Source organism: Pseudomonadota bacterium, assembly GCA_039024915.1.
Classification (GTDB): Bacteria; Pseudomonadota; Alphaproteobacteria; order Rhizobiales; family MH13; genus MH13.
On sequence record JBCCPK010000001.1, the window covers coordinates 614,128 to 637,563 of the forward strand.

23 protein-coding genes are annotated in these 23,436 nt (G+C 59.6%); 4 read left to right on the forward strand and 19 right to left on the reverse strand.

The window, feature by feature from the left end; genetic code table 11:
* The 3 genes from AAF739_02895 to AAF739_02905 form a co-directional block, all read right to left on the reverse strand.
* Positions 1-1,152 carry a carbohydrate ABC transporter permease gene (locus tag AAF739_02895; protein MEM6381596.1) on the reverse strand — a complete coding sequence of 384 codons (1,152 nt, stop codon included), beginning with the start codon at positions 1,150-1,152 and terminating at the stop codon, positions 1-3.
* Positions 1,152-2,384 carry a sugar ABC transporter permease gene (locus AAF739_02900; GenBank protein MEM6381597.1) on the reverse strand — a complete coding sequence of 411 codons (1,233 nt, stop codon included), beginning with the start codon at positions 2,382-2,384 and terminating at the stop codon, positions 1,152-1,154. Before AAF739_02900 ends, AAF739_02895 begins: the two co-directional genes overlap by 1 nt.
* Before the next feature lie 122 nt (positions 2,385-2,506).
* Positions 2,507-3,859: an ABC transporter substrate-binding protein gene (locus AAF739_02905; protein ID MEM6381598.1), complete on the reverse strand. Its 1,353-nt coding sequence runs from the start codon at positions 3,857-3,859 to the stop codon at positions 2,507-2,509.
* A gap of 304 nt (positions 3,860-4,163) precedes the next feature.
* Between AAF739_02905 and AAF739_02910 the strand changes: the two genes are divergently transcribed.
* Positions 4,164-5,489, forward strand: coding sequence for a GH1 family beta-glucosidase (locus tag AAF739_02910; GenBank protein MEM6381599.1), 1,326 nt, complete (start codon positions 4,164-4,166; stop codon positions 5,487-5,489).
* On the opposite strand, the gene AAF739_02915 is transcribed toward AAF739_02910, so the two are convergent.
* The 10 genes from AAF739_02915 to AAF739_02960 form a co-directional block, all read right to left on the reverse strand.
* On the reverse strand, positions 5,486-5,881 hold the full coding sequence (locus tag AAF739_02915) for an ACT domain-containing protein (protein MEM6381600.1): 396 nt from the start codon (positions 5,879-5,881) through the stop codon (positions 5,486-5,488). The two genes, AAF739_02910 and AAF739_02915, sit on opposite strands and share 4 nt — an antisense overlap.
* 28 nt (positions 5,882-5,909) lie before the next feature.
* A complete protein-coding gene (locus AAF739_02920) occupies positions 5,910-7,709 on the reverse strand; it encodes an ABC transporter ATP-binding protein (protein ID MEM6381601.1) in 1,800 nt (599 codons plus the stop codon).
* A gap of 73 nt (positions 7,710-7,782) precedes the next feature.
* Complete coding sequence (locus tag AAF739_02925) at positions 7,783-8,514, reverse strand: amino acid ABC transporter ATP-binding protein (GenBank protein ID MEM6381602.1); 732 nt, start codon at positions 8,512-8,514, stop codon at positions 7,783-7,785.
* Positions 8,511-9,377 (reverse strand): amino acid ABC transporter permease, encoded by an 867-nt coding sequence (locus tag AAF739_02930; protein MEM6381603.1) that lies wholly within the window; start codon positions 9,375-9,377, stop codon positions 8,511-8,513. Before AAF739_02930 ends, AAF739_02925 begins: the two co-directional genes overlap by 4 nt.
* A 9-nt stretch (positions 9,378-9,386) precedes the next feature.
* Positions 9,387-10,232, reverse strand: a complete 846-nt coding sequence (locus AAF739_02935; GenBank protein ID MEM6381604.1) for an ABC transporter substrate-binding protein — start codon at positions 10,230-10,232, stop codon at positions 9,387-9,389.
* A gap of 140 nt (positions 10,233-10,372) precedes the next feature.
* Positions 10,373-11,335, reverse strand: coding sequence for a DUF1513 domain-containing protein (locus AAF739_02940; GenBank protein MEM6381605.1), 963 nt, complete (start codon positions 11,333-11,335; stop codon positions 10,373-10,375).
* Positions 11,336-11,468: 133 nt separating this feature from the next.
* The gene (locus tag AAF739_02945) at positions 11,469-12,554 is read right to left on the reverse strand and encodes an imelysin family protein (GenBank protein ID MEM6381606.1); all 1,086 of its coding nucleotides are present in this window, start codon (positions 12,552-12,554) and stop codon (positions 11,469-11,471) included.
* A complete protein-coding gene (locus AAF739_02950) occupies positions 12,555-14,144 on the reverse strand; it encodes a di-heme oxidoredictase family protein (GenBank protein MEM6381607.1) in 1,590 nt (529 codons plus the stop codon).
* A gap of 6 nt (positions 14,145-14,150) precedes the next feature.
* A complete protein-coding gene (locus AAF739_02955; protein ID MEM6381608.1) occupies positions 14,151-15,431 on the reverse strand; it encodes an imelysin family protein in 1,281 nt (426 codons plus the stop codon).
* Positions 15,432-15,726: 295 nt separating this feature from the next.
* Positions 15,727-16,239: a hypothetical protein gene (locus AAF739_02960; protein ID MEM6381609.1), complete on the reverse strand. Its 513-nt coding sequence runs from the start codon at positions 16,237-16,239 to the stop codon at positions 15,727-15,729.
* Positions 16,240-16,495: 256 nt separating this feature from the next.
* Between AAF739_02960 and AAF739_02965 the strand changes: the two genes are divergently transcribed.
* Positions 16,496-17,290: a siderophore-interacting protein gene (locus AAF739_02965; protein ID MEM6381610.1), complete on the forward strand. Its 795-nt coding sequence runs from the start codon at positions 16,496-16,498 to the stop codon at positions 17,288-17,290.
* Between the two features lie 42 nt (positions 17,291-17,332).
* Here AAF739_02965 and AAF739_02970 read toward each other — a convergent pair whose 3' ends face one another.
* Positions 17,333-17,833, reverse strand: coding sequence for a YbaN family protein (locus tag AAF739_02970; GenBank protein MEM6381611.1), 501 nt, complete (start codon positions 17,831-17,833; stop codon positions 17,333-17,335).
* A 350-nt stretch (positions 17,834-18,183) separates the two neighbouring features.
* Between AAF739_02970 and AAF739_02975 the strand changes: the two genes are divergently transcribed.
* Both AAF739_02975 and AAF739_02980 read left to right on the forward strand, forming a co-directional pair.
* Complete coding sequence (locus AAF739_02975) at positions 18,184-18,681, forward strand: pseudoazurin (protein MEM6381612.1); 498 nt, start codon at positions 18,184-18,186, stop codon at positions 18,679-18,681.
* Positions 18,682-18,700: 19 nt separating this feature from the next.
* Positions 18,701-19,612 (forward strand): hypothetical protein, encoded by a 912-nt coding sequence (locus AAF739_02980; protein MEM6381613.1) that lies wholly within the window; start codon positions 18,701-18,703, stop codon positions 19,610-19,612.
* A 25-nt stretch (positions 19,613-19,637) separates the two neighbouring features.
* On the opposite strand, the gene AAF739_02985 is transcribed toward AAF739_02980, so the two are convergent.
* From AAF739_02985 to AAF739_03005, 5 genes are all read right to left on the reverse strand, one after another.
* Positions 19,638-19,967, reverse strand: a complete 330-nt coding sequence (locus AAF739_02985; GenBank protein ID MEM6381614.1) for an antibiotic biosynthesis monooxygenase — start codon at positions 19,965-19,967, stop codon at positions 19,638-19,640.
* Between the two features lie 230 nt (positions 19,968-20,197).
* Positions 20,198-21,955 carry an extracellular solute-binding protein gene (locus AAF739_02990; GenBank protein MEM6381615.1) on the reverse strand — a complete coding sequence of 586 codons (1,758 nt, stop codon included), beginning with the start codon at positions 21,953-21,955 and terminating at the stop codon, positions 20,198-20,200.
* Positions 21,952-22,362: a hypothetical protein gene (locus AAF739_02995; protein MEM6381616.1), complete on the reverse strand. Its 411-nt coding sequence runs from the start codon at positions 22,360-22,362 to the stop codon at positions 21,952-21,954. The genes AAF739_02990 and AAF739_02995 overlap by 4 nt, the downstream gene beginning before the upstream one ends.
* Positions 22,363-22,505: 143 nt before the next feature.
* Positions 22,506-23,168: a protein-S-isoprenylcysteine O-methyltransferase gene (locus tag AAF739_03000; protein ID MEM6381617.1), complete on the reverse strand. Its 663-nt coding sequence runs from the start codon at positions 23,166-23,168 to the stop codon at positions 22,506-22,508.
* A 57-nt stretch (positions 23,169-23,225) separates the two neighbouring features.
* The gene (locus tag AAF739_03005) at positions 23,226-23,420 is read right to left on the reverse strand and encodes a hypothetical protein (GenBank protein ID MEM6381618.1); all 195 of its coding nucleotides are present in this window, start codon (positions 23,418-23,420) and stop codon (positions 23,226-23,228) included.
* Between the last annotated feature and the right edge of the window lie 16 nt (positions 23,421-23,436).

Consider the following 23,436-nt stretch of genomic DNA (forward strand, 5'->3'; position numbering starts at 1 on the left):
CTACTTCACCGAGCCGGCGAGCAGACCACGCACGAGGTACTTCTGCATCATGAAGAAAACCACGAGCGGGACGGCAATGCTGACGAAGGCTGCCGTTGCCAGGATCTCCCAGTTTCCGCCCCGCGTGCCCAGAAGTTCCACGATCTGGTTTGTCATCACGGTCGTCTCACCGGTGGCGTCGATCAGGAACACCTTCGCGACGAGCAGATCATTCCAGGTCCACAGGAACTGGAAGATCGCAAAGCTTGCGAGCGCAGGGAAGGAAAGCGGCAAAATAATCTTGGTAAAGATCTGGAAATCCGTTGCGCCATCGACCTTTGCGTTCTCGATGATGTCCTTGGGCAGACCGACCATGTAGTTGCGTAACAGGTAGATCGCGAGCGGTAGCCCAAAGCCGGTATGGGCAAGCCACGTGCCGAGATAGCCCTTGCCAATGCCAATCTCCAGATGAAGTCGCAGCAGCGGTATGAGCGCCAGTTGCAGCGGCACCACCAGCAGGCCAACGACCATGGCAATCAGCAAGGCACGCCCGGGAAACTCCATCCATGCGAGCGCGTAAGCCGCGAAGGCCGCAACCACGATCGGGATAATGGTCGCCGGTATCGTGACGGTCAGCGTGTTGAAGAAGGCGCGCGTCATGCCGCCATCGGAGTAGCCACCCGTCAGAACGGTATCGTAATTGTCGAACGTGAATTCGGGCGGCGAGGTGACGGTGACAAAGATACGCTGGCCGCGACCGGAGATCTGATCGTCCGTTCCAACCCACTCATAATCGCCATTGCCCTGCACCGTGACGGTTTCCCCATCACCCAAGTCCGCCGTCTCGCCGGCGGTATACGCATCAATGGCGCGCGAGGAGGTTCCCCAGACGCTGATGGTTTTCGATCCTTCACCGCCGAACAAATTGCCCGAGACGACGAACACGTCACCATCAGCCACGCGGTTCTCATCCGGGTCAGCTGCCCGATAGACCTCGTTTTGCTCGGCTGCCGACAGCGATGCCCACCAGCCTGAAGAGTTGATCTGGTCAACCGTTCGGAACGACGAGACCAGCAGACCGATGGTCGGGAACAGCCACAGCAGCACCAGCGCAAGAGTGGAGATCTGAACCGCCCAGGTGAGGCTTGATTTGGTTCCAGCAATGGCAGACATCAGCGCATCTCCTTGCGGGCGTTGTAGACGTTCCAGATCAGGATCGGGCTGACCAGCACCATGATGATGATCGCGCTAGCCGAGCCCACGCCCCAATCGTTGGCGCGGAACAGCTTGTCGAACATGTAGTTGGCCAGAACCTGCGTCTCCCACTGACCGTTGGTCATTGCGAACACGATATCGAAGACCTTGAGGACCGTGAGGGTCACCGTGGTCCATACCACCACGATCGTGCCCATGATCTGCGGCACCTTGATCTTGAAGAACACCTGCAGCGGATTGGCGCCATCGATAATGGCAGCTTCAATGGTTTCCTCGGGGATGCCGCGCAGGGCCGCCGACAGGATCACCATGGCAAAGCCGGTCTGGATCCAGATCAGGACAACCATAAGGAAGAAGTTGTTGAAGAACGGGATCGTCAGCCATTGCTGCGGTTCGCCGTAGGGCAGAACCGCGCCGAACAGGCTCACAATCGCGCCAAGCGCTTCAAAGATCAGGTAAGCGCCAACGACCGTCACAAGAGCACGCCCAGCTGTGGCCAACCCGCCTCCAGACCGGCCGCCGCTGATGATCGGCTGAACAAGCAGGTAAATGATGTAGGCAGTGGCCGCGATGAAACACAGCAGCAGCAGCGCCGGCAAAAGCTTCAGGACAAAAAAGCTGCCCGCCCCGCCATCAAACTGCAGCCAAACAGAGTTCAAGACACCGATCTGTGCTTGGTCCTCGGGACGCGCGACATAGATCAGCCGGAAGATCACCGACGCGCCGACAAAGGAGATCGCCATCGGCATGAAAATAAGCGACTTCGCAATGCTGCCCCAAGACAGGCGGTCGGTCAGCTGTGCGACCAGCAGACCAAAAGCGGTCGACAGTGCTGGCACAACCAGAAGCCATATAAAATTGTTGCGCAAAGCCTCCCAAAATTTCGGCTCGCCCATCATCTGTTCGTAGTTTGCAAGGCCGACAAAGGCGCCGCCGGCATCGCGATCGGTCAAGGACAGTCGCAAGGTCTCAACGACCGGATAGGCGAGGTAAAGGCCGAGGGCGAAGATTGCGGGAAACAAGAAAAGCCAAGGTCGCACCATGTTGGCACGACTGATGTTGCGGCCGGCGTTTTTGCCGGTCGCCGGAAAGATCACCTTGTCCAGAAACTGATTGGAAAAATAGAAGTACGCAACGCAACCGCCGACACCAACGATGATGGTGATCAGGCCTTGGATGGCCGGATTCATGGCGTCCCCTCCCGATTTTTTTGTTTTTTGGGTGTGCCCAGCCTCCTCTGAGCCGGGCACACCAATCGTGTCAGAAGTCGGTTGGCGCTGCTTTCGTTTTTCTTGTCAGCGCCAGATAGACTTTATTGCAGAGCTTCCCAGGAAGCCTGAATTTCAGCTGCGACCTCTTCTGCTGGATCACCGCCTGCATAGTCGACCATACCGGTCCAGAATGAGCCGGCGCCGACACCACCGGGCATCAGATCCGACGCATCGAAGCGGAAGGTCGTTGCACCGAGAAGAATGTCGTTCATCTTGGCCAGCGTCGGATCAGAGAAGACGCTGGAATTGACGCCGGAGTGGGGTGTCAGGAAGCCGCCTTGCGCCATCCACAATTCGTGAGCGATCGGCGTCTTCATGAACTCCACCAGACCGTGGGCGGCGGGGGAGTCGTTTGTGATCGCCCAAAGCGTTCCAGCTCCCAAAACCGGCGCGCCGAGATCCTGCTCTTCGTATGCGGGGAAGTAGAAGAAGTCGACGTCCACGCCAACCTCGGTACCTTCTGGGAAGAAGGCCGGGATAAAGGAGGCCTGGCGGTGCAGGTAGCACTGCGGTGGGGAGTCAAACAGGCCGCCTGGGCTGTCGCGGAAATCGGTCGATGCAACCGCGCCTGCGCCCCCGGCAACATAGTCGTCGTTGCGCGCGAAGTAGCCGAACTCTTCAATGGCAGCGACCACGCGCTCATCGTTGAACGGGATTTCGTTGGATACCCAAGCATCATAGACGTCCGGTGCCTGGGTCCGCAGCATCATATCTTCAACCCAGTCGGTGGCCGGCCATCCGGTCGCGCCGCCTGAACCCAGGCCAATGCACCATGGGGTCTCACCATCGGCAACGATCTGATCGGTAAGCGCCTTCAGGTCTTCCATCGTCTCGGGCACGTCGTAGCCCGCATCTTCGAAATTCTCCGGTGAGTACCAGACCAGAGACTTCACATCGACCTTGTAGAAAAAGCCATAAAGCTGATCGGCACCGCTCTCATCGGCATAGGTTCCCAGATCAACCCAGGACTGCCCCGCGGCGTAGTTCTCACGGATCCACTCACCTGTACCGTCCGCAAGCGGCGTCAGGAAGCCGCGACCCGCCATGTCGGCGGCGAGACCCGGCTGCGGGAACACGGCAACGTTGGGCGCCGAACCCGCCTCAGCATCGACCATGATCTGCTGCTCAAAGCTGTCGGAGCCGACGTAGCGAACATCAGCGCCGGTCGCCTCGGCGAAGTAGGCCAACACGCTTTCGACGACTTCCTGGTCCGGGCCGAGCCACGGACCGAAGACCGTCAACTGCTCACCAGCAAAGTCTGCCGACGCAGCAAATTCTTCATAGCTGGCCCAATTGAACTCGCCCGAGCCGGGCTCGAATGTGAGCTCCTGCGCGGTTGCGGCGCCGGCGCCAAGGACCGACAAGGCGACACCTGCCATAAGCAGCTTTTTCATGTTTCTCTCCCTTTATCCCGGTTCTGCAGACCGGTTTGACATGCGATCAAGCCGGATAATGAAAACGCTTCCGGTCAAGATTGAACGCACAATCACCGTTCGCTTCGCTCCGTGTCAAGCGAATAACCGCAAACAATGATTGGCCCATTTGAAACGGTTGCGTTATAGCGCCCGCTCACCGACGGTTCGAGCGGACACCTGGCCATGTTTCGCCCTTTTGCCAGCGCCATTCGAACCGCCGCACAGGCTCATAAGGGGCTCTTAAACGCCCCTTAACTGCACTTTCAGCGATGGATGGCGTCCCATGACCTTCACGCACCGCCGGGCGGACTTTCCCGATGGTTTTGTCTTCGCAACAGCCACCTCGGCTTACCAGATTGAGGGGCATGGTTTTGGCGGCGCAGGTCGTACCCATTGGGACGATTTCGCCGCGACGCCCGGCAACGTCGTCCGAGGCGAAAATGGCGCTGTTGCGTGCGATCATTTCCACCGCTGGTCGGACGATCTCGATCTCGTCGCCGGGGCCAACCTCGATGGCTATCGTTTCTCCACGAGTTGGGCGCGTGTCATGCCCGATGGGAAAACGCCGAACGCGGACGGCCTCGACTTTTACGAGCGGCTGGTCGATGGCATGCTGGAACGCGGCATCAAGCCAATGGCAACCTTGTATCACTGGGAACTGCCCTCGCCGCTCGCCGACCTTGGCGGTTGGCGCAACCGTGACATGGCCAGTTGGTTCGCCGATTTCACCAGTTGTATTATGGGACGCATAGGCGACCGAGTGCACCTGACCGCCCCGATCAACGAGCCGTGGTGCGTCGCGTGGCTGTCGCACTTCATGGGGCATCACGCGCCGGGCTTGAGCGACGTACGCGCCGCAACGCGCGCCATGCACCACGTGCTTCTCGCACACGGTAAAGCCACCGAAGCGATGCGTGCCTTGGGGATGAGCGGTCTCGGTGCGGTCATGAACCATGAGTTTGCCGCACCCGCAGATGATAGCGACCAGAGCAAGACGCTCGCGGAGCTGTACGACGGCATTTACAACAGATGGTTCCTTGGCGGCATCTTCCGCAAGGCCTATCCGGATGATGTGCTCGTCCACCTTGAGCCCTATTTGCCAAGCGGTTGGCAGGACGATTTCAACACCATCGCTCAACCGCTCGATTGGGTTGGCATCAACTACTACACCCGCAAACTTATCGGCTCTGACGGCTCGAACCTGTTTCCGTTTCTCCAAGAGCGCGAAGGTCCGTTAGAGAAGACCGCCATGGACTGGGAGGTCTACCCCGATGGCCTGCTCCATTTCATCCGGCACACGGCGAGCTACACTGATCTGCCCATCTACGTGACCGAGAATGGGCTGGCATCTTACGATGTGCTTGAAGACGGCGCGGTGCCGGACGAGCAGCGCATCCGCTATATCGACAGCCATCTGGCACGGGTCAAAACCGCGCTGGACGAAGGGATTGATGTCCGCGGATACACCGTCTGGTCCCTGCTGGACAATTACGAATGGGCCCTTGGCTACGACAAACGCTTCGGCCTTGTGCATGTCGATTTCGACACGCTCGACCGAACGCCCAAAGCCAGTTGGCATGTGCTGAAGGATGCGCTCTCGCGGGACTAACCCTCAGCAAGCTCCTGCAAGGCAGCCAGCGCCTCTTCCGTTCGATCGGCGGGCACAAAAAGGTGGTCATGATAGAATGCTGACACCGGGTTGACGCCGATCCCTAACGCCGCAAGTCGGCCAGTGATCGCAGCTAGAAAGCCCACGGCATCGAGTGACGAGTGCACGTTGAGGGTAATCATCCGGCTGGGAAAGGCACCATCCCAGCCGTGCACCCCGGCGTCCGCTTGGTGAACAATGGCTGTGAGCCCTTCTGACTCTTGGAAGGTCATGATCGGCTGAAGCCCTTGCAACGCGGCAGCGTCGGCAAGGGTCACGAAGACGTAAACTGGTACATGCAATTCCGGCTGAATGCTGCGCAGAAGTGTTGAAAGGTCGCACTCGCCCGTCATCTCAAGTGGCCACAGCGAAGCACGGCCATCAAGCCCGCTCGCCCTTCAGACCGAACTGCAGGGCGTGCAGGCGGGCGTAGTGGCCATTTTTCGCAATCAAAGCATCGTGCGTATCTTCTTCGACGCTGACGCCGCCATCCAGGACGATGATCTTGTCGGCATTGCGCACGGTCGACAGGCGATGGGCTATCACCAACGTGGTGCGCCCCTCCGAGAGCTTTGCGAGCGTTGCCTGAATGGCGTCTTCTGACTGCGCATCAAGGGCCGACGTCGGCTCATCAAGCAGCAGAATCGGCGCATCGCGCAGGAAGGCGCGGGCAATGGCTATCCTCTGGCGTTGACCGCCCGACAGAAGCGAACCCAATTCGCCAACGGGTGTGTCGTAGCCCAAGGGCAGTTGGCTGATGAAGCCATGCGCTTCGGCGCGGCGGGCTGCTTCTTCAAGGTGCTCGGTTGTGGCGGCTGCATCCCCCGCCGCGATGTTCTCGGCAATCGTACCGTCGAACAGATAGGCGTCCTGCCCGACATAAGCCATGTGCGCGCGCAAGGACCCAGTGTTGGCCGCGCACAGGTCCTGATCATCGAGCAGGATGGTACCCGCATCTGGGTCCCAAAACCGCAGAACAAGGCTCATCACGGTGGATTTGCCAGCACCGGACGCACCCACAAGCGCCGTGGTCTTGCCTGCCTCAGCGGTGAAGCTCAGGCCGTTGAGGACGCCGGCGTCGATGCCACTTTCGTTATAGGCGAAGCGCACATCGTCGAAACGAATGGCACCGGCCCTGTAGGTGATGTCCGGCCCCGACCCCGCCTCGCGAGGCGATGCTGGCCGGTCGAGGAAGCCGTACATCATCCGCACACCGACAAGAGCCTGCTCCAGCGGGACGCGCAGCTTGGAAAGCTTCTTGGCAGGCTCGTAAGCAAGCAGCAGCGCCGTGGTGAACGAGAAAAATTCGCCCGGCGACTGGCCGTGTTCGATGACGCGGAAGCCGCCATAAAACACCACAATCGCGACCGCGATACCCGCCAGCGTTTCAACAAGCGGCGCGGGCCTTGCCTGATAGGTGACGAGCTTGTCAGCGGTCGCGCGCAGATCATCTATTGTCGTGTCGATGCGCGATGAGAAGGCATTCTCCATCCGGAACGCCTTGACGATCCGAAAACCTTGCGCGGTCTCGCGGACATGGTTGCCGATCTGTGCGCCAAGTGAAACCTGGCGGCGGGCGACCTTGCGGACACGGTTCATCATCAGTTCAATGACCACGATCAGCACCGGCAGCCCAACGATCATCGCCACCGACATGACCGGGTCCTGGATGATCATCACGATGATCAACCCGATCAGGGTCAGGATGTCCCGCCCGGCGGCGTTCACGAGCGTGTTGAGCACCTTGGTCGCCGAGGCCGCATTGTTGGCGAACACCATTGCGATTTCCGCCGATGGCTGGCCTTGAACGAAGCCGACATCCTCCCGCAGAAGCCGATCGAACATGCGTTTCTGGACGCTGGCGACGATGGCATTGTTGATGCGGCCCAAGATGACCAGTTGGAAGTAGGTCGATGTCCCTTTGACCAGATAGATGGCCAGTACCGAGAAGCCGATGATCATCAACCATTCGCGCGAGCGGTTGATGAAAACCTCGTTGATGAGATCGCGCATGAGGTAAGCCGTCAGCGCCGTCATGGCCGCCGACAGCGCCATCATCACGACGGCCACGGCGTAGCGTTTGGCGAATGGCCGACCGGTATCGATAAGCAGCCGCCGGATGACCTTCTGGCCGTCATCGGACGCCACCGATAGGCGCTTGGGCTTCACATCATCTTTCATGCAGACCGCTTAGGCACCGTGGCACGTGAGTGCAAGGCACCGCTTGCGCCATACCTGTCCGTATGTGGGTCCGTCACAGCACGCGCGCAAGAAAGGCGCGCGTGCGCGCTTCCTGCGGGTCTGTGAACACGCGCTCAGGCGGTCCCTGTTCGGCGATCCGGCCGGCGTCGAGAAAGCACACGGTGTCCGCCAATTCGCGGGCAAATCCCATCTCGTGTGTGGCGATGATCATGGTGAGGCCGTCCCTGTGGAGTTGGCGAAGCACATCGAGTACCTCGCCGACGAGTTCCGGGTCGAGTGCAGAGGTTATCTCGTCGAACAGCATGATTTCCGGCTGCATGGCGAGCGCGCGGATGATGGCGACGCGCTGCTGCTGGCCGCCTGAAAGCTGATCGGGGAAATGACCCATGCGATCCGACAGGCCGAACCTTTCAAACAGGGCACCAACTGGCGCCCGCAACTCCCCCCGGGATCGACCATGCACGCGCATGGGCGCGAGCATGACATTGTCGCGCGCCGTCATATGGGGAAACAAATTGTAAGACTGGAAGACGATGCCGATGCGTTGGCGGATTGGTTGGGGGTCGAGACCCGGCTCGGCGATATCGACGCCATCGAGGAGGATCGTGCCATCGTCGATGGGCTCGAGCAGGTTGATACAGCGTAGCAAGGTTGACTTGCCGGAACCCGAAGCGCCGATCAGGCAGACCATCTGCCCGTCAGCGACATCGAGATCGATCCCGCGACAGACCTGATTGTCCCCGAAGCTCTTGGTGACGCCGCGCAGCGCCAGTTTTGCGCTCACCGGCGGGCCCGCATCTGCCGCTGCATGAGATAATCGGCGTAACGCGTCGCGGGGATCGTGATAGCGAGGAAGATCAGCGCCGCGCCAACATAGGGCGTGAAGTTGGCAAACAGCGATTTGAAGACCCCTGCCTGGCGGAAGATTTCGACCGGGCCAATGAACGACAGCAAGGCGACATCCTTTTGGAGCGCAATGAACAGGTTCATGTTCGCCGGCATCACATTTTGAATGGCCTGGGGTAGCACCACGTAGCGCATGGTGTCCGCGCTCGACAGCCCAAGCGAAGCGGCAGCAGCACGCTGGCTCTCATGAATGCTCTCGATCCCCGATCGGAACACCTCGGCGACGTAGGCAGCGTAGACGACGATCAGAGCCACCGAGCCCCAGATGTAAGGCGAGTTCCACGGTCGCGGCAGGCCGAGGCCCGGTACGCCGAAGCCAACCAGATAGATAACGAGGATGACCGGAACGCCGCGAAAAATGTCGGTGTAAAGCGCGCCGAACAGCCGCAGGGGAAACAATACCGGCGCACGCACATCGCGGCAAAGCGCGATTGCCAGGCCGAGGATCGCAATGATGGGCGCGCACCAGGCGAAGATCATCACATTCTGCACGAAGGCCTGGAGAAGGCCCGGGAAACTGCGTGCGAAGATGTCGCCGTTGAAGAAGCTGCGCTGAACCGCATCCCAGCCTGGAGCGAGCGGCACCAAGACAAACAGGGCCAGCAGGACCGCGCATGTCGAGGTTGCGGCGAGAACAAGCGACCGGCGGCGCGTCCGCGCTTCGTAGGCCTGTCGCCGAGTCAGTCCCGCAGCAGTTACCGCTTCAGGCGCTTGCGCTTTGTGCAGGCCGGTATCTGCCATGCTGCAAGACTATTCAATGACCGGGACGCCGGTCACCTGCTGTAGCCAGCGCGACTCGATCGCGCGTAACTCTCCGGTTTCCGTCAGCTCAGTAATGGCCGCATCGACGCATTCCTTCAGCGGATTGCCTTCTTCCATCAACAAGCCAAATTGGTCTGGGTTTTCCGACCGCTCAGCGGGAAACTGCCCGAGGATAACACCATCGTTGACGACGACTGCCGATAGATACAGAGCGGTGGGCAGATCAAACAAAGCAGCATCGATCTGGCCGGCCTGCATTGCCGCTGTAACGTCGACATTGTCGCCGTACAGCAGGGGATCGGCATCCGGCGCAATCATCTCAGAGAGCATCGGCACGGCGGTTGTGTTGGCATCTGCCCCCCAGATGGCGCCCTTCAACGACGCGATAGTCGGCTCCAGACCATCAGCGACTGCCTGCTCGGTCGTCAGCACGGCCATCGCGGAGGTATAATAGGGTAACGAGAAATCAACCATCTGCTCGCGTTCGGCGGTGATCGAGTATTGTTGCATGTTGAAATCGAAATTCTTGGCACCTGGTTGGATCGCCTCATCGAAGGATGTGCGCACCCATGTCACCTGATTATCTTCGAAACCCATGGCCGCTGCGATCGCATAGGCGACGGCCGCCTCGAAGCCTTCTTTGCTCTCCGGCGCATCGTTGAGCACCCAAGGGTAGAACGCAGGATTGCCGGTTGCGATCGTCAGGACCCCATCTTCGAGGGTCTTACCAGCAGCGCAGGCCGCATGATTGTCTGCCACTGCAGAATGGCTACCCAACACACAGCCAAGCGCAGCGACGATCCAAGCGGGCGCGAAAGGGCGACGGTTCGGCATGACGATGGTGTCCTCGGTTTTGCGCGCGGCTAAAGACTTTTGGTAACAGGTCGATGTTGTTTCATCCCCAGACCATTTGTCCAGCGTTTTCCAACACCCGTGGGATGCTTGGCGTGGCAGTGGCGGCCTCTGTCGGGGCGCTAAATGGCAAGCAGATGGTTGTCCCATTGGACCGCGCTGGACGTCGTACCGCCCCCTAAGCCGGACACGCGCACGGCGCCCTGACCGGTCGTGAAGGCAAAGTGACGGGCAGCGGACGCGACCCCGCAGACATCGTCGACGCTTTGGCTGCGTAGAACCTCTCCGCGTCTGGCATCAAGCACCAACGCAACTCCGCCCCTGGGGCTCGTCACCGCAATCTCGGCGCCGTTTTTGCTGGCCGCGATGGAACCAACATACTGGCGAAGCCGAGAGTGATAATCGGCGGATATGCCGATCAGCTCAATTGGCTGTCCGCGCCGATGTCGACCGATCAGGGGAACGGTTTCGGTGGCTGCGCCTTCGTATTGGCCGCCAAACCAGACCGAGCCATCACCCAGCTGTCCATCACCGGCTTGCGTGATGTGCCGGATCGAAAGCTGGTGCAGATCGGCTGGCAGGCCAACCTGCTCAAGAAGCGCGCCGGTTTCGATATCGATGTAAACAAGTGAAGGCTGCATGGTCGGTACGTTCAGCTTCCGGCGCGGGAAATCGGGATGGGTCAGGATGCCGCCATTCGCGACGACCAGAGTGCGACCACCGCTCAGGAGCAGCGCCTCATGGGGACCTATCCCATGTGTCTCGAACTCACCGACGCGCCGGAATCTCGCAGCGACATCGTAGAGACCGATGACGCCGCGCTCGCCGTCATAGTCGTTCTCCGTGGCGAGAAGCAGCCGACCATCCTGCGAAAAGAAACCATGCCCGTAAAAGTGTCGCCCTGGTGCGGCTTCGAAGGCGACGGCAGGGCGCATTTGCAGCGGATCAAACACTAGCGCGAACCGCCCCGGTCGCCGGGCGAAGGTGACGGCGGTCCGGCCATCGGGTGCGACGGCTGTATCGTGACCACGCGCGGGGAGTGCTTCGGTAAACAAGGTCTTGCCAGTATCATCGAGTGCAGCCACCCCGAATTGGCCAGAGGCATCACGGTAAGCGGACAGGAACGCGGGCTGCCCAGACGCGGAAACAAGCTTCGCGTAAGGCCACGTCCCAAGGGCGGCACAAAGCGTGCTGAAGTGTCGGCGCGTGAGCGTAGGTTCAGTCACCGTCGAGAGAATTGAAGCCCAAGGTCAACCCAAGCTCTGCCGGGTAGACTTCGCCGATGATCCGCATGGCACCGGCGAGCGGAAGCGCCACACCAGCAAACTGACCATGGGTTTCTTCGCCGGTTACGATAGCGTCGATATCCATGCCGGTTTCCTGCAAAGCGCCAAGGCGGCTGGCGATCTGCCCAAGTTCAAACCGCGCTGTGCTTGCAAATCTCTGCGACTGCTCGGGTAACCGTTCGGCGAAGCCACCAACCTCGTTGAGGTTCAGCATCGCTTCGGCGTTGGCAATCATCGACGGTATGCTTTGCCCTGAACGCCAAAAGGGGGCACGACGGGACCGCGCCGCAGCCGGGCTTTCGCCGACCACCCGAACAAGCTTGGCGTCGTGAACGATCTGCAACTGCTCAGACATCGAGCGCAGGATTTCCTGCAGTGCCTCACCTTCGGAACGGTACAGAGCGTTGTCGGGTCCTGGGCTGAGCATCAGCGCGGCATAGCCATGGTCCCCTCGCCAAGCCTCCGATACCTCCATGCTACTGGCTGCCACAGCGCCAGCGATCGCTCCAGCGTAGGCACACCGATGATCGTTGCCTTCGGCGAGGGTTTCAAACCCAGTGCCAAACAGCGTGTAGTCCAGCGCCAAAAGACCCTGCAGTGCTACGCTTTTGCCCTGGAGGCTTTCGGTGGTGGTGACAGTCTCATCCTCAGAGGCGATCGCACCTTGCACCTGATTGAGCCCCCGGCCATTTCTGTCCGGCCAGAAGAACAGGCGCTCATAGCGATTGTCTTCACGGGCAGGGCCGAAGCGGATGAATTCAACTGCCGACCACGCGTCCACCACACCGGCAAAGGCAGCCTGTGCCGACAGCAAAGCTTCATCGGATGGCGTTTGGCAAAGCGCCGAAACACTCTCGGCCTGTGTGGCTGCGGCGACCGTTAGGTCTTCGTAGGCTGGGAGAATGTGGCCGTCTATCATCCCAGCGGTGATAGCGGCCAGATCGAGTGTCGGTTCATCTTGCGCGACGGCCAAGACTGGCGAAACGACGAGCATGCCGGCAAGAATAAGTCCGCGCATCTAAAGGCTTTCCAGAAAACGAATGAGCGCATTGCGATCATCGGTCTGCATGGCAACGACGGAATCGCGCGCCGCTTGTGCCTCTCCGCCGTGCCACAGCACCGCTTCAAGAAGCGAACGGGCACGACCGTCGTGCAGAAACTGCGTGTGCCCATTGACGGTTTCCGTCAGCCCGATGCCCCAAAGGGGCGGCGTCTTCCATTCGCGACCGGACGCATCGCCAACAGGACGGTTGTCAGCGAGGCCCTCACCCATATCGTGCAGCAAGAAGTCCGAGTATGGCCAGATCAATTGGAAGCGGTGGGCTTCGGTGGCCGCGTTGCGGCTGGTAACGAAGCTGGGGGTGTGGCACGCAGCGCAACCGACATCATGGAACAACTCCTTGCCGCGCAGCACGTCAGCATGCTCGACGTCGCGGCGCATGGGCACCGCCAGGTTTGAGGCGTAGAATGTCACAAGATCGAGGACCGGGTCCGGCGCTTCCGTCTCGCCCAGCCGCGGCTGGACCCCAGACGCCATGGCGAGGCAGGCATCCTGATTGTCTGTGCAATCTCCATAAGCGTTCGACGCATCGGGGGTGGAAATGCCGATATCGCCGGAAAACGCACCCGCCGATTGCTGGCGCACAGTTGGGTTCGTAGCCTTCCAGCCGAAGCGGCCGAGCGCCAGGTCACCGGTCTCATCGCTGATAACCCAAGACGGACGACCGGATACGCCATCACCATCGCTATCGTCAGGGTCGGCGTTGGCAAGCAGGTCGCCGGGATGGATCGCTTCGATCAGCCCAAGCCCGATCATCGGTGGTGCGACACGCGGCGACAGCATCACCTCGGGGTCCATCGGACCGAATCCAAGATTGGCAACCGAATAGGTCGGACGGCGCAGGCTGACCACTTCGCCATCGCCCAGCACCACCTCTTCCTCGGTGTATTCGATCACCATGCGGCCCTCAGCTTGCAGGCCGGGAACCGCGAGGTCCTGAAACTGTCCGCCGTAGGTGGGCTCCGGGATGCGCAGCATTTCGCGGCTTTCAAGAGCAGCGAATTCAGCCTCGGTGCGCGGCGGCACCGACAAGCGCAAGAACATGGAGATCGCGCTATCAGCCATATCCACCGGCGGGTGGCCGCGACCATCCTTCAAGTGACAGCTCTGGCACGAACGCGCATTAAACAACGGCCCCAAGCCATCGGAGGCTTGAGTGGATGAGGGTGAAGACACCCAAAGTTTGGTGAAAAGTGAATCGCCGATGTGGAAATCGGATTGCTGCTCGAACGTAATGTTCTGTGTGAAGCGCGAAAACGCGTTGCTGTCAGCGGCGCCGGTATAGGTCCCCGCGCCGCCAGACATGGCTTCAAACGGCTGAGCCGCATCGAAGGCCTGCGGCGGTTCGAGAACCGCCGCGACCCGAATACGATCTTGAAGTGTCAGATCGGTGCGGTGGGGCAACGGACCGTCGGCATCGTCGAATATGCCGCTGGCGCTTACGCCAAAGGCCGTTGCGGCAACGAGGCAGGTGCCCAGAACGCCTGAGGCAACCCCCAGGCGCCGGACACCCGCCCCGCTTTTATTTGCGTACAGCTTTATGGTCATAGAGCCTTATTGGAACACAGCAGTGGGGTTGTCGAGACTGTCGGAACCCTCAAACTCGATGGCATCGAGATCCAGCAGCGCAACGACCCGCTCGATTGAGCGCGTCTGGTCAACCAGTCCGTCAATCGCAGCCTGAACGACGGCGTTACCCTCTTCATTGCCTTCGCCAATCATCTGGTCGTAGGCCTCGATGCTCTCGGCGCGCGCACGCATGATCGCCATCGCCGTGACCGTGGTATCGATCTTGCCGCGCATTTCTGCGTCCAGCGCCGCATCAGCGGAGGCGACAAGGTCCGAAACGGACGGACCCGAAACCACCGAACCGTCGACGCGGCGATAGGTCCCTGTGTACACGTTTCTAATGCCCAGCGAGTTCAGATAGTGCGAATTGTGCGTGTTGTCGGCGAAGCAATCATGCTCCTCTTCAGGATCATTGAGCAGAAGGCCCAACTTCATGCGCTCGCCCGCAAGTTCACCGTAAGACAGCGAACCCATGCCGGTCAGGACAGCAGAAAGGCCGGCGGCCTCATCTTCCATCAGCTCAACCCGTGCAGCGCCGTCTTCTTCCCAGTTGCCAACCATCTCTTCAAGGTCTGCAACCAGCAATTCTGAGGCGGCCACAAGATACTCAATGCGCCGCTCACAGCTGCCGCCGGTGCAATTGGCGGTGTCGAAGTCCGTGAAAGGTCGGGAGCCTGCGCCGGGGCCCGTGCCGTTCAGATCCTGGCCCCAAAGCAGGAACTCAATGGCGTGGTAGCCTGTTGCCACATTTGCTTCGACTTCGCCCGCTTCGTGCAGCGTGCCAGACAGAAAGTCCGGTGTGATGGACGCAGCGATCACCTCGGCACCGTTGATCATCAAGCTTTCATTGGCAATGATGTTGGCGGTGAACAGGTTGTTTTCATCGTTCTCAACGCCGTAGGACGCGTCGACATAATCGATCAGGCCCTCATCGAGCGGCCAAGCGTTCACGCGGCCTTCCCACTCATCAACGATCGCATTGCCGAAGCGGTAGACTTCGGTCTGCTGATACGGAACGCGCGCAGCGAGCCATGCGGACTTTGCGGCACTGAGCGTCGCTGCCGACGGATCAGAAACCAGCGCGGAAACGGCAGCGTTCAAAGCCTCGGCTGTCAGCAGCGAATCTTCAAAAGCGGCAAGCGCCATATCCGCGTAATTATCGAGAACAGCCGATGGCGTTGCGTCCATTGCCGCCGCGCTGGACGCCATCACAGCGATAGCGCTGGTGGCGAGAAGCAGACGTGTAGCCTTGTTTTTCAATGACATAGTAGGTCCCTAGTCCTGCGGGCTGCGCCTTGGCACGCTCCAGCGCTGGCGCCCCTTTTGATCAAGCGTAAGTCGAGAGAGCGCGTGTTGGCTGAGCGGTCGCCTCATTGCGGTTGGTAAAAGCTGCAATCTCTCTGCAACTTATCATGCAGCCCGTCTGTTGGAGGGCAACTCAGCAAAAGTGCTTAGAAGACACCCACTGAGGGTTGACCGACAAGTGCCTGCCAAGCGGAAAGATACGCGCATGCCTCGACCGCGGAAATTGCGCAGAAAAGCGGATGTTTCGATCACCGACTTACTGCAGCACGCGGTGCGGCGGATGAACGCTGACCTGTCCAGCCAGCGGAGGCGATAGAAGCTCGCAGAGCGCTTTTGTCGCATCAAATGCCGCGTCGACATCGCCTGTTTCGCACAATGCAACCAACTCAGCATGTGCCCGCTCGTGATCGCCAAGGCGCATAAGCGCAATTGCGGTCATCATTTGCCGTTCCTGAACGCTGGCGATCTGTGAGCACCCCGGACAGGTGGGCGAGTTGAACATGAAGGGCGACCGGCGCGCCCGCCTGATTGCCTTGACGAGGTTGAGCGTTCGGCCCGCGACGATCATGCCTTCATCGGATCCGAAAATGTCTTCCGCCTCAGCGAATGCCGCCATCCAGGCCTGCGATTCGCTGTGCGTTAAGCTGTGAAAGAAAATCCGAGCAATGAGCAACACAGCCTCTTCGGCGGCCGTCAACTGCAGTTCACTGACAGCGCAATCGCCTTCAAGTGGCTCCCGCGTGCACCCGCGCTCATTGGTCGGCTTCATTGTATTCCCCCTGAACGCTTACCGGTGGCGGGCTCAGCCTTCGCCTGGTCGAGCTACCCATAAAATTCGGCATCTGAGCGCAATTTGTGGACGGTATGAGCGCGAATAACCTCGCATTGATGACGCAGCATGATTAAGTTGCAAAACAAATGCAACTAAGCAGTTCAACCAGTACGCTGCGGCCGTGTTCTGCTCGCCGCCCAGTCATCTTCGCTCTGGCTGAGATGCGCGATAACCCCGAAAGGAGCGACAGCCGATGCATGGTGCGTCGAAAAGTGACTGGCCAATACCGCAGGTAAGCCACCGGCTGCCGGAGAACTTCACGTTTGCCCGCGTGACCGATGTTGCCGCGCTCGGTCCGGTCTTTTTGAGGGTCTCCGTCGAATCGCCAAACCTGTCGACACACGGCGACGCCGCGATCCATTTTCGCCTGGTTCTGCCAAACATTTTGGGCTCAACGGCGTGGCCGGGGGTCGCGACCAATGGCTCGGTCAAATGGGAGCAGGGTGACGACGCACCCCATCGCCCGGTTTATACGGCCCGCAGCGTCGATCAGACAAACGGCACGCTGATCTTCGATGTGTTCATTCATGAAGGTGGGCGCACGACGGATTGGGCTCAAGCACTTCAAAATGGTGACCAAACGCGTGCAGTCGTTGGGGTCCTTGGCCCCGCAGGCGGTGGGTTGATGGATGCTCACCGGGTGATCCTGGCGGCGGATGAAACCGGCTTTCCGGCTGCCGCAAGAATCTTGGAAAATCTGCCACCCGACGCAACGGGTGAGTTGCTTTTGGAAGCACAGCACGGTGCTGCCTGCGTTTATCCACTGCCGAAACACGCCGGCTTTCAGGTGAGATGGTTGAGCCGTTCGAAGGGTGACGAGTTGGGAACCGCGACCCGGCAGGCTCTCCCGCAGTGGCAGGGCGCGAACATCTGGTTTGCCGGCGAGCGCGAGCAGGCCAACGCTGTTCGTGATGCGGCAATTCAAGCGGGCTGGTCAAAGGACCAGTTGCGTATATCAGGGTTCTGGCGGGCCGCAGCCCCTGAGTAATTGGCAAGCGCTGCTAGGTCCGGTCTGGCTTACCAGCGTGTTTCAGTCGCGCTTTGGCCCGGAACTCGGTCGGGTCAGAATATAGGCTGCTGCGCCCAGCATGCAGAGCGCCTGTATCGCCAAGACGGTTCTTGAAAAGCCCAAGCCCGCACTTAGCACCAAAGCGGCGCCCATCATGACAATGGCAGCAATCTTGTATCGGGGCCGTATCGCGCCGTTTGCCCTCCAATCGGCGATGATCGGACCAAAGGTCGCGCTCTGTTCCAGCCATCGTGCCAAGCGCGGCGACCCTTTGGCGAAGGCGAATGCTGCAAGAATGACAAACGGGGTCGTAGGGAGAACGGGCAGAACGACGCCAACGGCTCCGACCACCAGCGCAACGCTGCCGAGCGTCGCCCAAGCGAGCCTTGCAACCCACCTGGGGGAATCTGTCGCCGGCAGACCTCGTTCTTGCCCGGATTGATCATCATCCCGTTGACCATTCGATCCCCCGGAACTGGGCTTATCTGCGGGCATCAGCGTGGGAGTGGGTATATTGATCATCACCGGTGGTCTTGGAGCGCTGAGGTCGAGCCACGGCGTGGGATGCTCGCCAGCGTCGTTTGTTCAAGATCGATGCGGCTTCCCCATTTGCGCCTCGTTTACCACGTCACGCCCCCGTCAGGGCCGAAGGGCTAAGTGTCCCATTGCAAGGCAGAATAGATGCTATAAATCTAGGCATGCAGTCGCCTAGAAAAGAGCACATCAAAAGTGGAACGTAAGAAACACGACCCTCGCGAGGAATGCGCCTGCCGCCTACAACCTTCGTATAGCTTTGTAAAAGTTGCATTTGTTACGCAACTTTATCGTGATAGTGCTGCCTCTCAAAATTGAATGAGCCTCAAGGAAAATCCATGACTTTTTACATCAACCGCCGGACCTTCGTCATCGGCACCGGTGCACTTGCCGCCGCCAGCTTGGCGACGGCCGGCATAGCAAATGCTGAAACGACACATGAAGTTGAGATGCTGAATGTCGACCCCGACAATCCGCGTGCCCGTAACGTCTTCAAGCCCCGCCTTCTCGTGGTGCAGCCCGGCGATACGGTGAGCTTCTTGTCCGTCAACCCCAGCCACAACTCTGCAAGCACCGACGGCATGCTTCCCGAAGGCGCGGAAGCGTGGTCGAGCCAGATCAGCCAAGGCATCGATGTGATGCTCGAAATCCCCGGCTTCTACGGTTATCAGTGCACACCACACCTTGGTTTGGGCATGGTTGGTCTGATTGTCGTTGAGGGCGAAGGCATGATGGACAACCTCGAAGCCGCGCGTGGCGTACGCCAGCGTGGTATGGCCTCCCGGGCGTGGGACGAAATCTGGACCCAGGCTGAAGAAGAAGGCCTGTTGGGCTAGCAGCGACAAGGTTCCGGCCGTGCCGACGAGTTTGCCAGTACGCGCCGCGCCCAACCGGGCGTGGTATGCTCGTTTCGGTCGCGATTTTCGCGCGACCGAACGGCAGGGTGTGGCCAAAAAAGCGAAACCAAATGGGGCGGGGTTTCGCTGGGGCTTCTTGCATGACGCGGTCGCGTTCGTGCTGGTTGTTCTCGCCACCATGTTTGTGTGCGCGAACGCGGAGGCCGGAACCGCGGCACCTGTTCATGACGAGACGTCGCTTACCTCCAACCTGCCGACCATCGACATGGTGGTCGAACGGCGCGGAGACAGCGTCGAGATCTATTTGGGTGGAAACGCGCAAACGGTCAGCAACGCGTTTGGCGCCGACCCTTCTGTATTCACGAATGCCGAAGGTTTTGTCCCGTTCGACAGCTTCCAATCGGGCACGTGGTCCCTCGGCGACCGACTTTTATCCGGTGTCAGTATAGACATTGGCGGCTCCAGCCACGCGCTGGAGGCCACGTCTCTGATGCTGCATCCTGCTGATCTGCACGTTCCGTTCAGCGACGCCGTTGACGCGGTTATGGCGGTCAGCATTTGTGCCGTGCTCAATCCGCCTGATAACCTGACTTTAGACGATGCCAGCCTGTACGCCGGCTACATTGCGTTCACGCAGGCCGCCAATGAACCGATTGTGCTTCGGGGCAATACATTGCCCGGTGCAATCATGGTTCGAATTCTCGATTTTTGGGATGGTCGGCTCGTCGGCGAAGTTACGCGAGTCTGGTCTGCGCAGGAACCGCTGATGTTGCCAGCAACACCGGCTCTGGCGCCGGTGCAGACTTCTGCGTTTGATCTAGCTGTTCCCTATCCGCTTATGGCGTTCATGCTCTTCTTTGGGCTCCTTGGGGTCGGCACTTTCATCCGCCAACGGGTTGTGACCACCTAATCGAGGCCCATGACTTGGCTAGCCTTCAAGCGTCAGCCAAGTCCAATTCCAGGCCCTCAACCGCACTGAAGCCTTCAAAATTGGGGTGACCCAAATAAAGCGGTTTGTTTTGCCCCGCACCCTTGTGCGCGTCTCGAAACGATTGACTGCGCGTCCAATCCAAGAACGCTTGCTCATTTTCCCATGTGGTGTGGGACACATAGAGCGTGTGATCGTCCGCTTCAGGTCCTTTCAGCATCGCGAAACGCACGAAGCCGGGCTCTTTGTTGATATGAATCTCGCGGTTCTTCCACACCGCTTCGAAAGCGTCTTCCTGACCGGTTTTGACTTTGAAGCGGTTCATCGCAATGTACATGTGTCTAGTGATCCCCTCGAAGTGATTTGAGGTCGCCGCCCCGCGCGAGGCGGGATTGCGCGGCCCAGTCTTCCATAAACACTTGCATCTGTGAATCACAGCAGCTGCCATCTTCACAGCGGCCGTACAACCGAGAAGCGGCCTCCTGGCAGCAGGGCTTTGCATCAGCGGCTTTATCGCCGGCGTTTGTCGGCCTCCCGAGCAAAGCGACGGTCGCACGGATGATCCCTTTAAGCACTGCTGGTCCACCAATCGGCAAGAAAGTTCGCAGAGCGGCCCACACCTGGTGTCTCAACGCAGGCCAAGCCTTCGCGCCATGCTAACCGTATTTCACCGTCGCGCCAAAGTGGAAGAAAGGCAAAGCTCTCTCGCAGCAAACGATCAAACGCCTGACCCGCATCGATTGCCGCGGACAGGGACCGGGCGGCGGAAAGCTCATCAAGCGCCGCGTCCAATTCGACGTCTTGGAGGCCAGATAGGGCGTAGCTTCCAGACCGGTTGGCGAGGTCGCTGTGCCACAAAAGTCGTTCCGCTGATCCGGGCAACTTACCGGGGTTCCAAGCGAGCGTCGCGATATCGAAGTTTCGGTCAAGAAGCTGACGGGATGCGATTGAAGGTTCAAGAACTTGAGGAACAAGCGCAATGCCTATGCGCTCGAATGCCAGGCGCACCTCGCCCAACACACCTTCATACAACGGGTTGGTCGACACCGCGGACAGAACCACCGGCTCGCCCGTTTGCGGATCGATCCGCTGTGTACCGCGTAGCTCAAATCCCGCTTCGTCCAGCAAGGTGCTCGCCAATCTGCCGGCATCGCGTGTTCCTGGACGTGGCTCATCGGCAAGAGGATCGAAGGTCTCCGCCGCAAAGGGAGTGCTTTCAAACAGGCTGCCGACAGACTGAAAGAAGCCGCCAAACAGCCGGTTTACCGTATCATCGGCATCAAAGCTCAGATGCAAGGCCTTGCGCACCCGCTGATCAGCCAAAGGCCCCGATCGCACGTTCATAACCAACCCGTGCACACGCCCCGGCCCATCGCTTTGTGTCGTCGAGCGGCGAATGGCTGGCTGTGCATCTTCGAGGTCAGCGTAACCGTTGCGCCATCGCGTCGGATTTGTCTCCTGGCGAACGTCATATTCACCCGCACGAAAGGCCTCAAACGCAACATCAGCATCACGATAGTAGCGAATGGCAATCTGATCGAAATTGAACGCGCCTTGAACCGTCCCCACGCCGAGCGCCCAGTAGTCGGGTACACGCTCGAGCACGATGCGGCTGGGGGCATCGCTTTCGACAAGCCTGTAAGGGCCGCTGCCAAGAGGAAGGCGTTCAGGGCCTGGTGGCTCAGAGCGATGAGAGGGGTGAATGGGCAAACTAGCAAGTCCGCTGATCAGATCGCGGTTTGGGCGGCCTTCATTGACGAAGTCAATCTGGCGGTCGCCGGCTTGCTCAACGCGAACCGTGCGGTAGGCCTGGCGATAAAAGGGCGCACCATCCTGCTTGAGTGTTTCGAAAGTGAAGAGCACATCGGCGACACTGACTGGCGTGCCGTCGTGCCAGCGTGCATCGGGAGCGAGCCGGAAAGACAGCGTTGAAAAATCTTCCGTTATGGCTACGCCATCGGCGAGATGTCCGTAATAGCTTGCTGGCTCGTCCGGGCTGGCGATCACAAGCCGATCGTAGATGACCCGCATGTCCGCGGGGGGGCGCCCCGGATATCGCAAGGTGTCGAGGGTATCAAAGGCACCCACGCGCGCTAGCCTCAAGGTCCCACCCTTCGGCGCGTTTGGGTCGCGGTGGTTGAAAGACTGGAAATCGGCGGGGTAGGCCAGCGACCCAAGCGGCGATGCGCCGTGAGACAGCCCATCGGAGCCGCTGGCGTGGGCCATATGAACCCAAAGCGGGTTTTGCAGAGTTGCAGCGACGCTGGCCGCGCCAACCGCTGAAAAGCCAAGCTTGATCGCTCGCCTGCGGGAAAGATCAATCATCGACCACGAGCACCAGTGATGGGCTCAACCGCCTCGAACGCGGCAGCGCAGTCGTTGCGATTTCTAAAGCCGCTCTCGATCTGGCACGTGCCAACGACCAGGACGTAGCTTTCGATGTCACCGCATGGCTCGTTCGGTGCGTCCATGGTCATTTGCAAGGCTTCACCGGGCGCAATTGGCCCAGCAAGAACACCGCGAGAGGTGTTGATAAGGCCATCTGAACTCATCAGATCAACAAAGGTGTTGATGCTCACCAGAGGCGCATCGGACAGGTTCTCGATCTCAATGGTCGTGGTGCAGTAGTAGTCTCGCGTGCCCGCCTCAGCGAGGCTGACGCGGTAGTCTGCTGCCACAGCTTGGCCGATCGGCGAACAAGCAATAAGCGTCGCGCCTGCGATCATTGCCATGCGACGTTTCACAGTCATTTCAATGCGGCTCCGGTATCGTTGATCAACGCTCAGTGTCTAATTGTTGCCAGTGAGTGTCAATATTTAGGCCGCCGCGGAAATTTGCTTTTGTGCGGTGCACCTCTCCTGTCCTGACGGCACCCCTACCGTCGCCAGAACGCTGGTACGAGGCGCGGTGTGCGAGCGGTATATGCGTGCCATGCTTCGCCGAACTGCGCGGCCATCAGCGCCTCTTCGCGTTTGACCCGCAGAAGGTACAGCAGAGCAAATGCGACCAAACCCGCGAAGCCCGCGAACCAGTTTGCCAGAAGGCCCGCTTGCGCAATCACGATCAGAAACAGTGCCGCGTACATAGGATGGCGAACGTGGCGATACACGCCATGGTCAATCAGCTCATGCTTATCCTGGATGGCAAGCGACACCGACCACTGCCGACCGAGATCAACATGTGAGCGATAGAACACAAACAACGCAAAAGCTCCCAAGAGGACAGCACACACACTGATCACAATCGGCAGACTGTAGTCGGCAAAAGCGAACCATGGCGTCGCAATGTAGAGCATTGTGGTCGGTCCCATGCCGAGGAAAACAGCCAGCAGAAGAAGGCTTTCAAGCGTGTCGCTCGCTTCCCCGCTGCGCCCCAGCGTCTGTTCAAAACGTGAGCGAATGAACCCCAGGGCAAGGAAAATCACGACGAAACAGACGCTGCCAAAGGGGAGAGATCCCTTGTAAAGCGACCCGCTGAGGACTGCGAGCATCACGACCACAAGTGGCATGCTCATTCGCTTGAAGATCGCAACGGTCACCGCAACTCCCCAATTGCAAGCATTGTCTTGATGACACCTTAGGCGTCCAAAAATGATCTATGGCGCGGTGGTGCAGTGTTGTGAGCGCGGTTCAATACACATGGCGGCGTCATCTGCCTTGCCGATCGTTGCCCCGGCAATCGCTGCGGCAGCAAGCAGGCTCGCGGTAAGCGCAAGGCCAACATAGCCGTTAAGCGACCGTGTGGCGGTTCGGGCTTGTGCGGCGTTATGAGCATGGCGTCGATTGGACATGAGATAGCTCCTACTT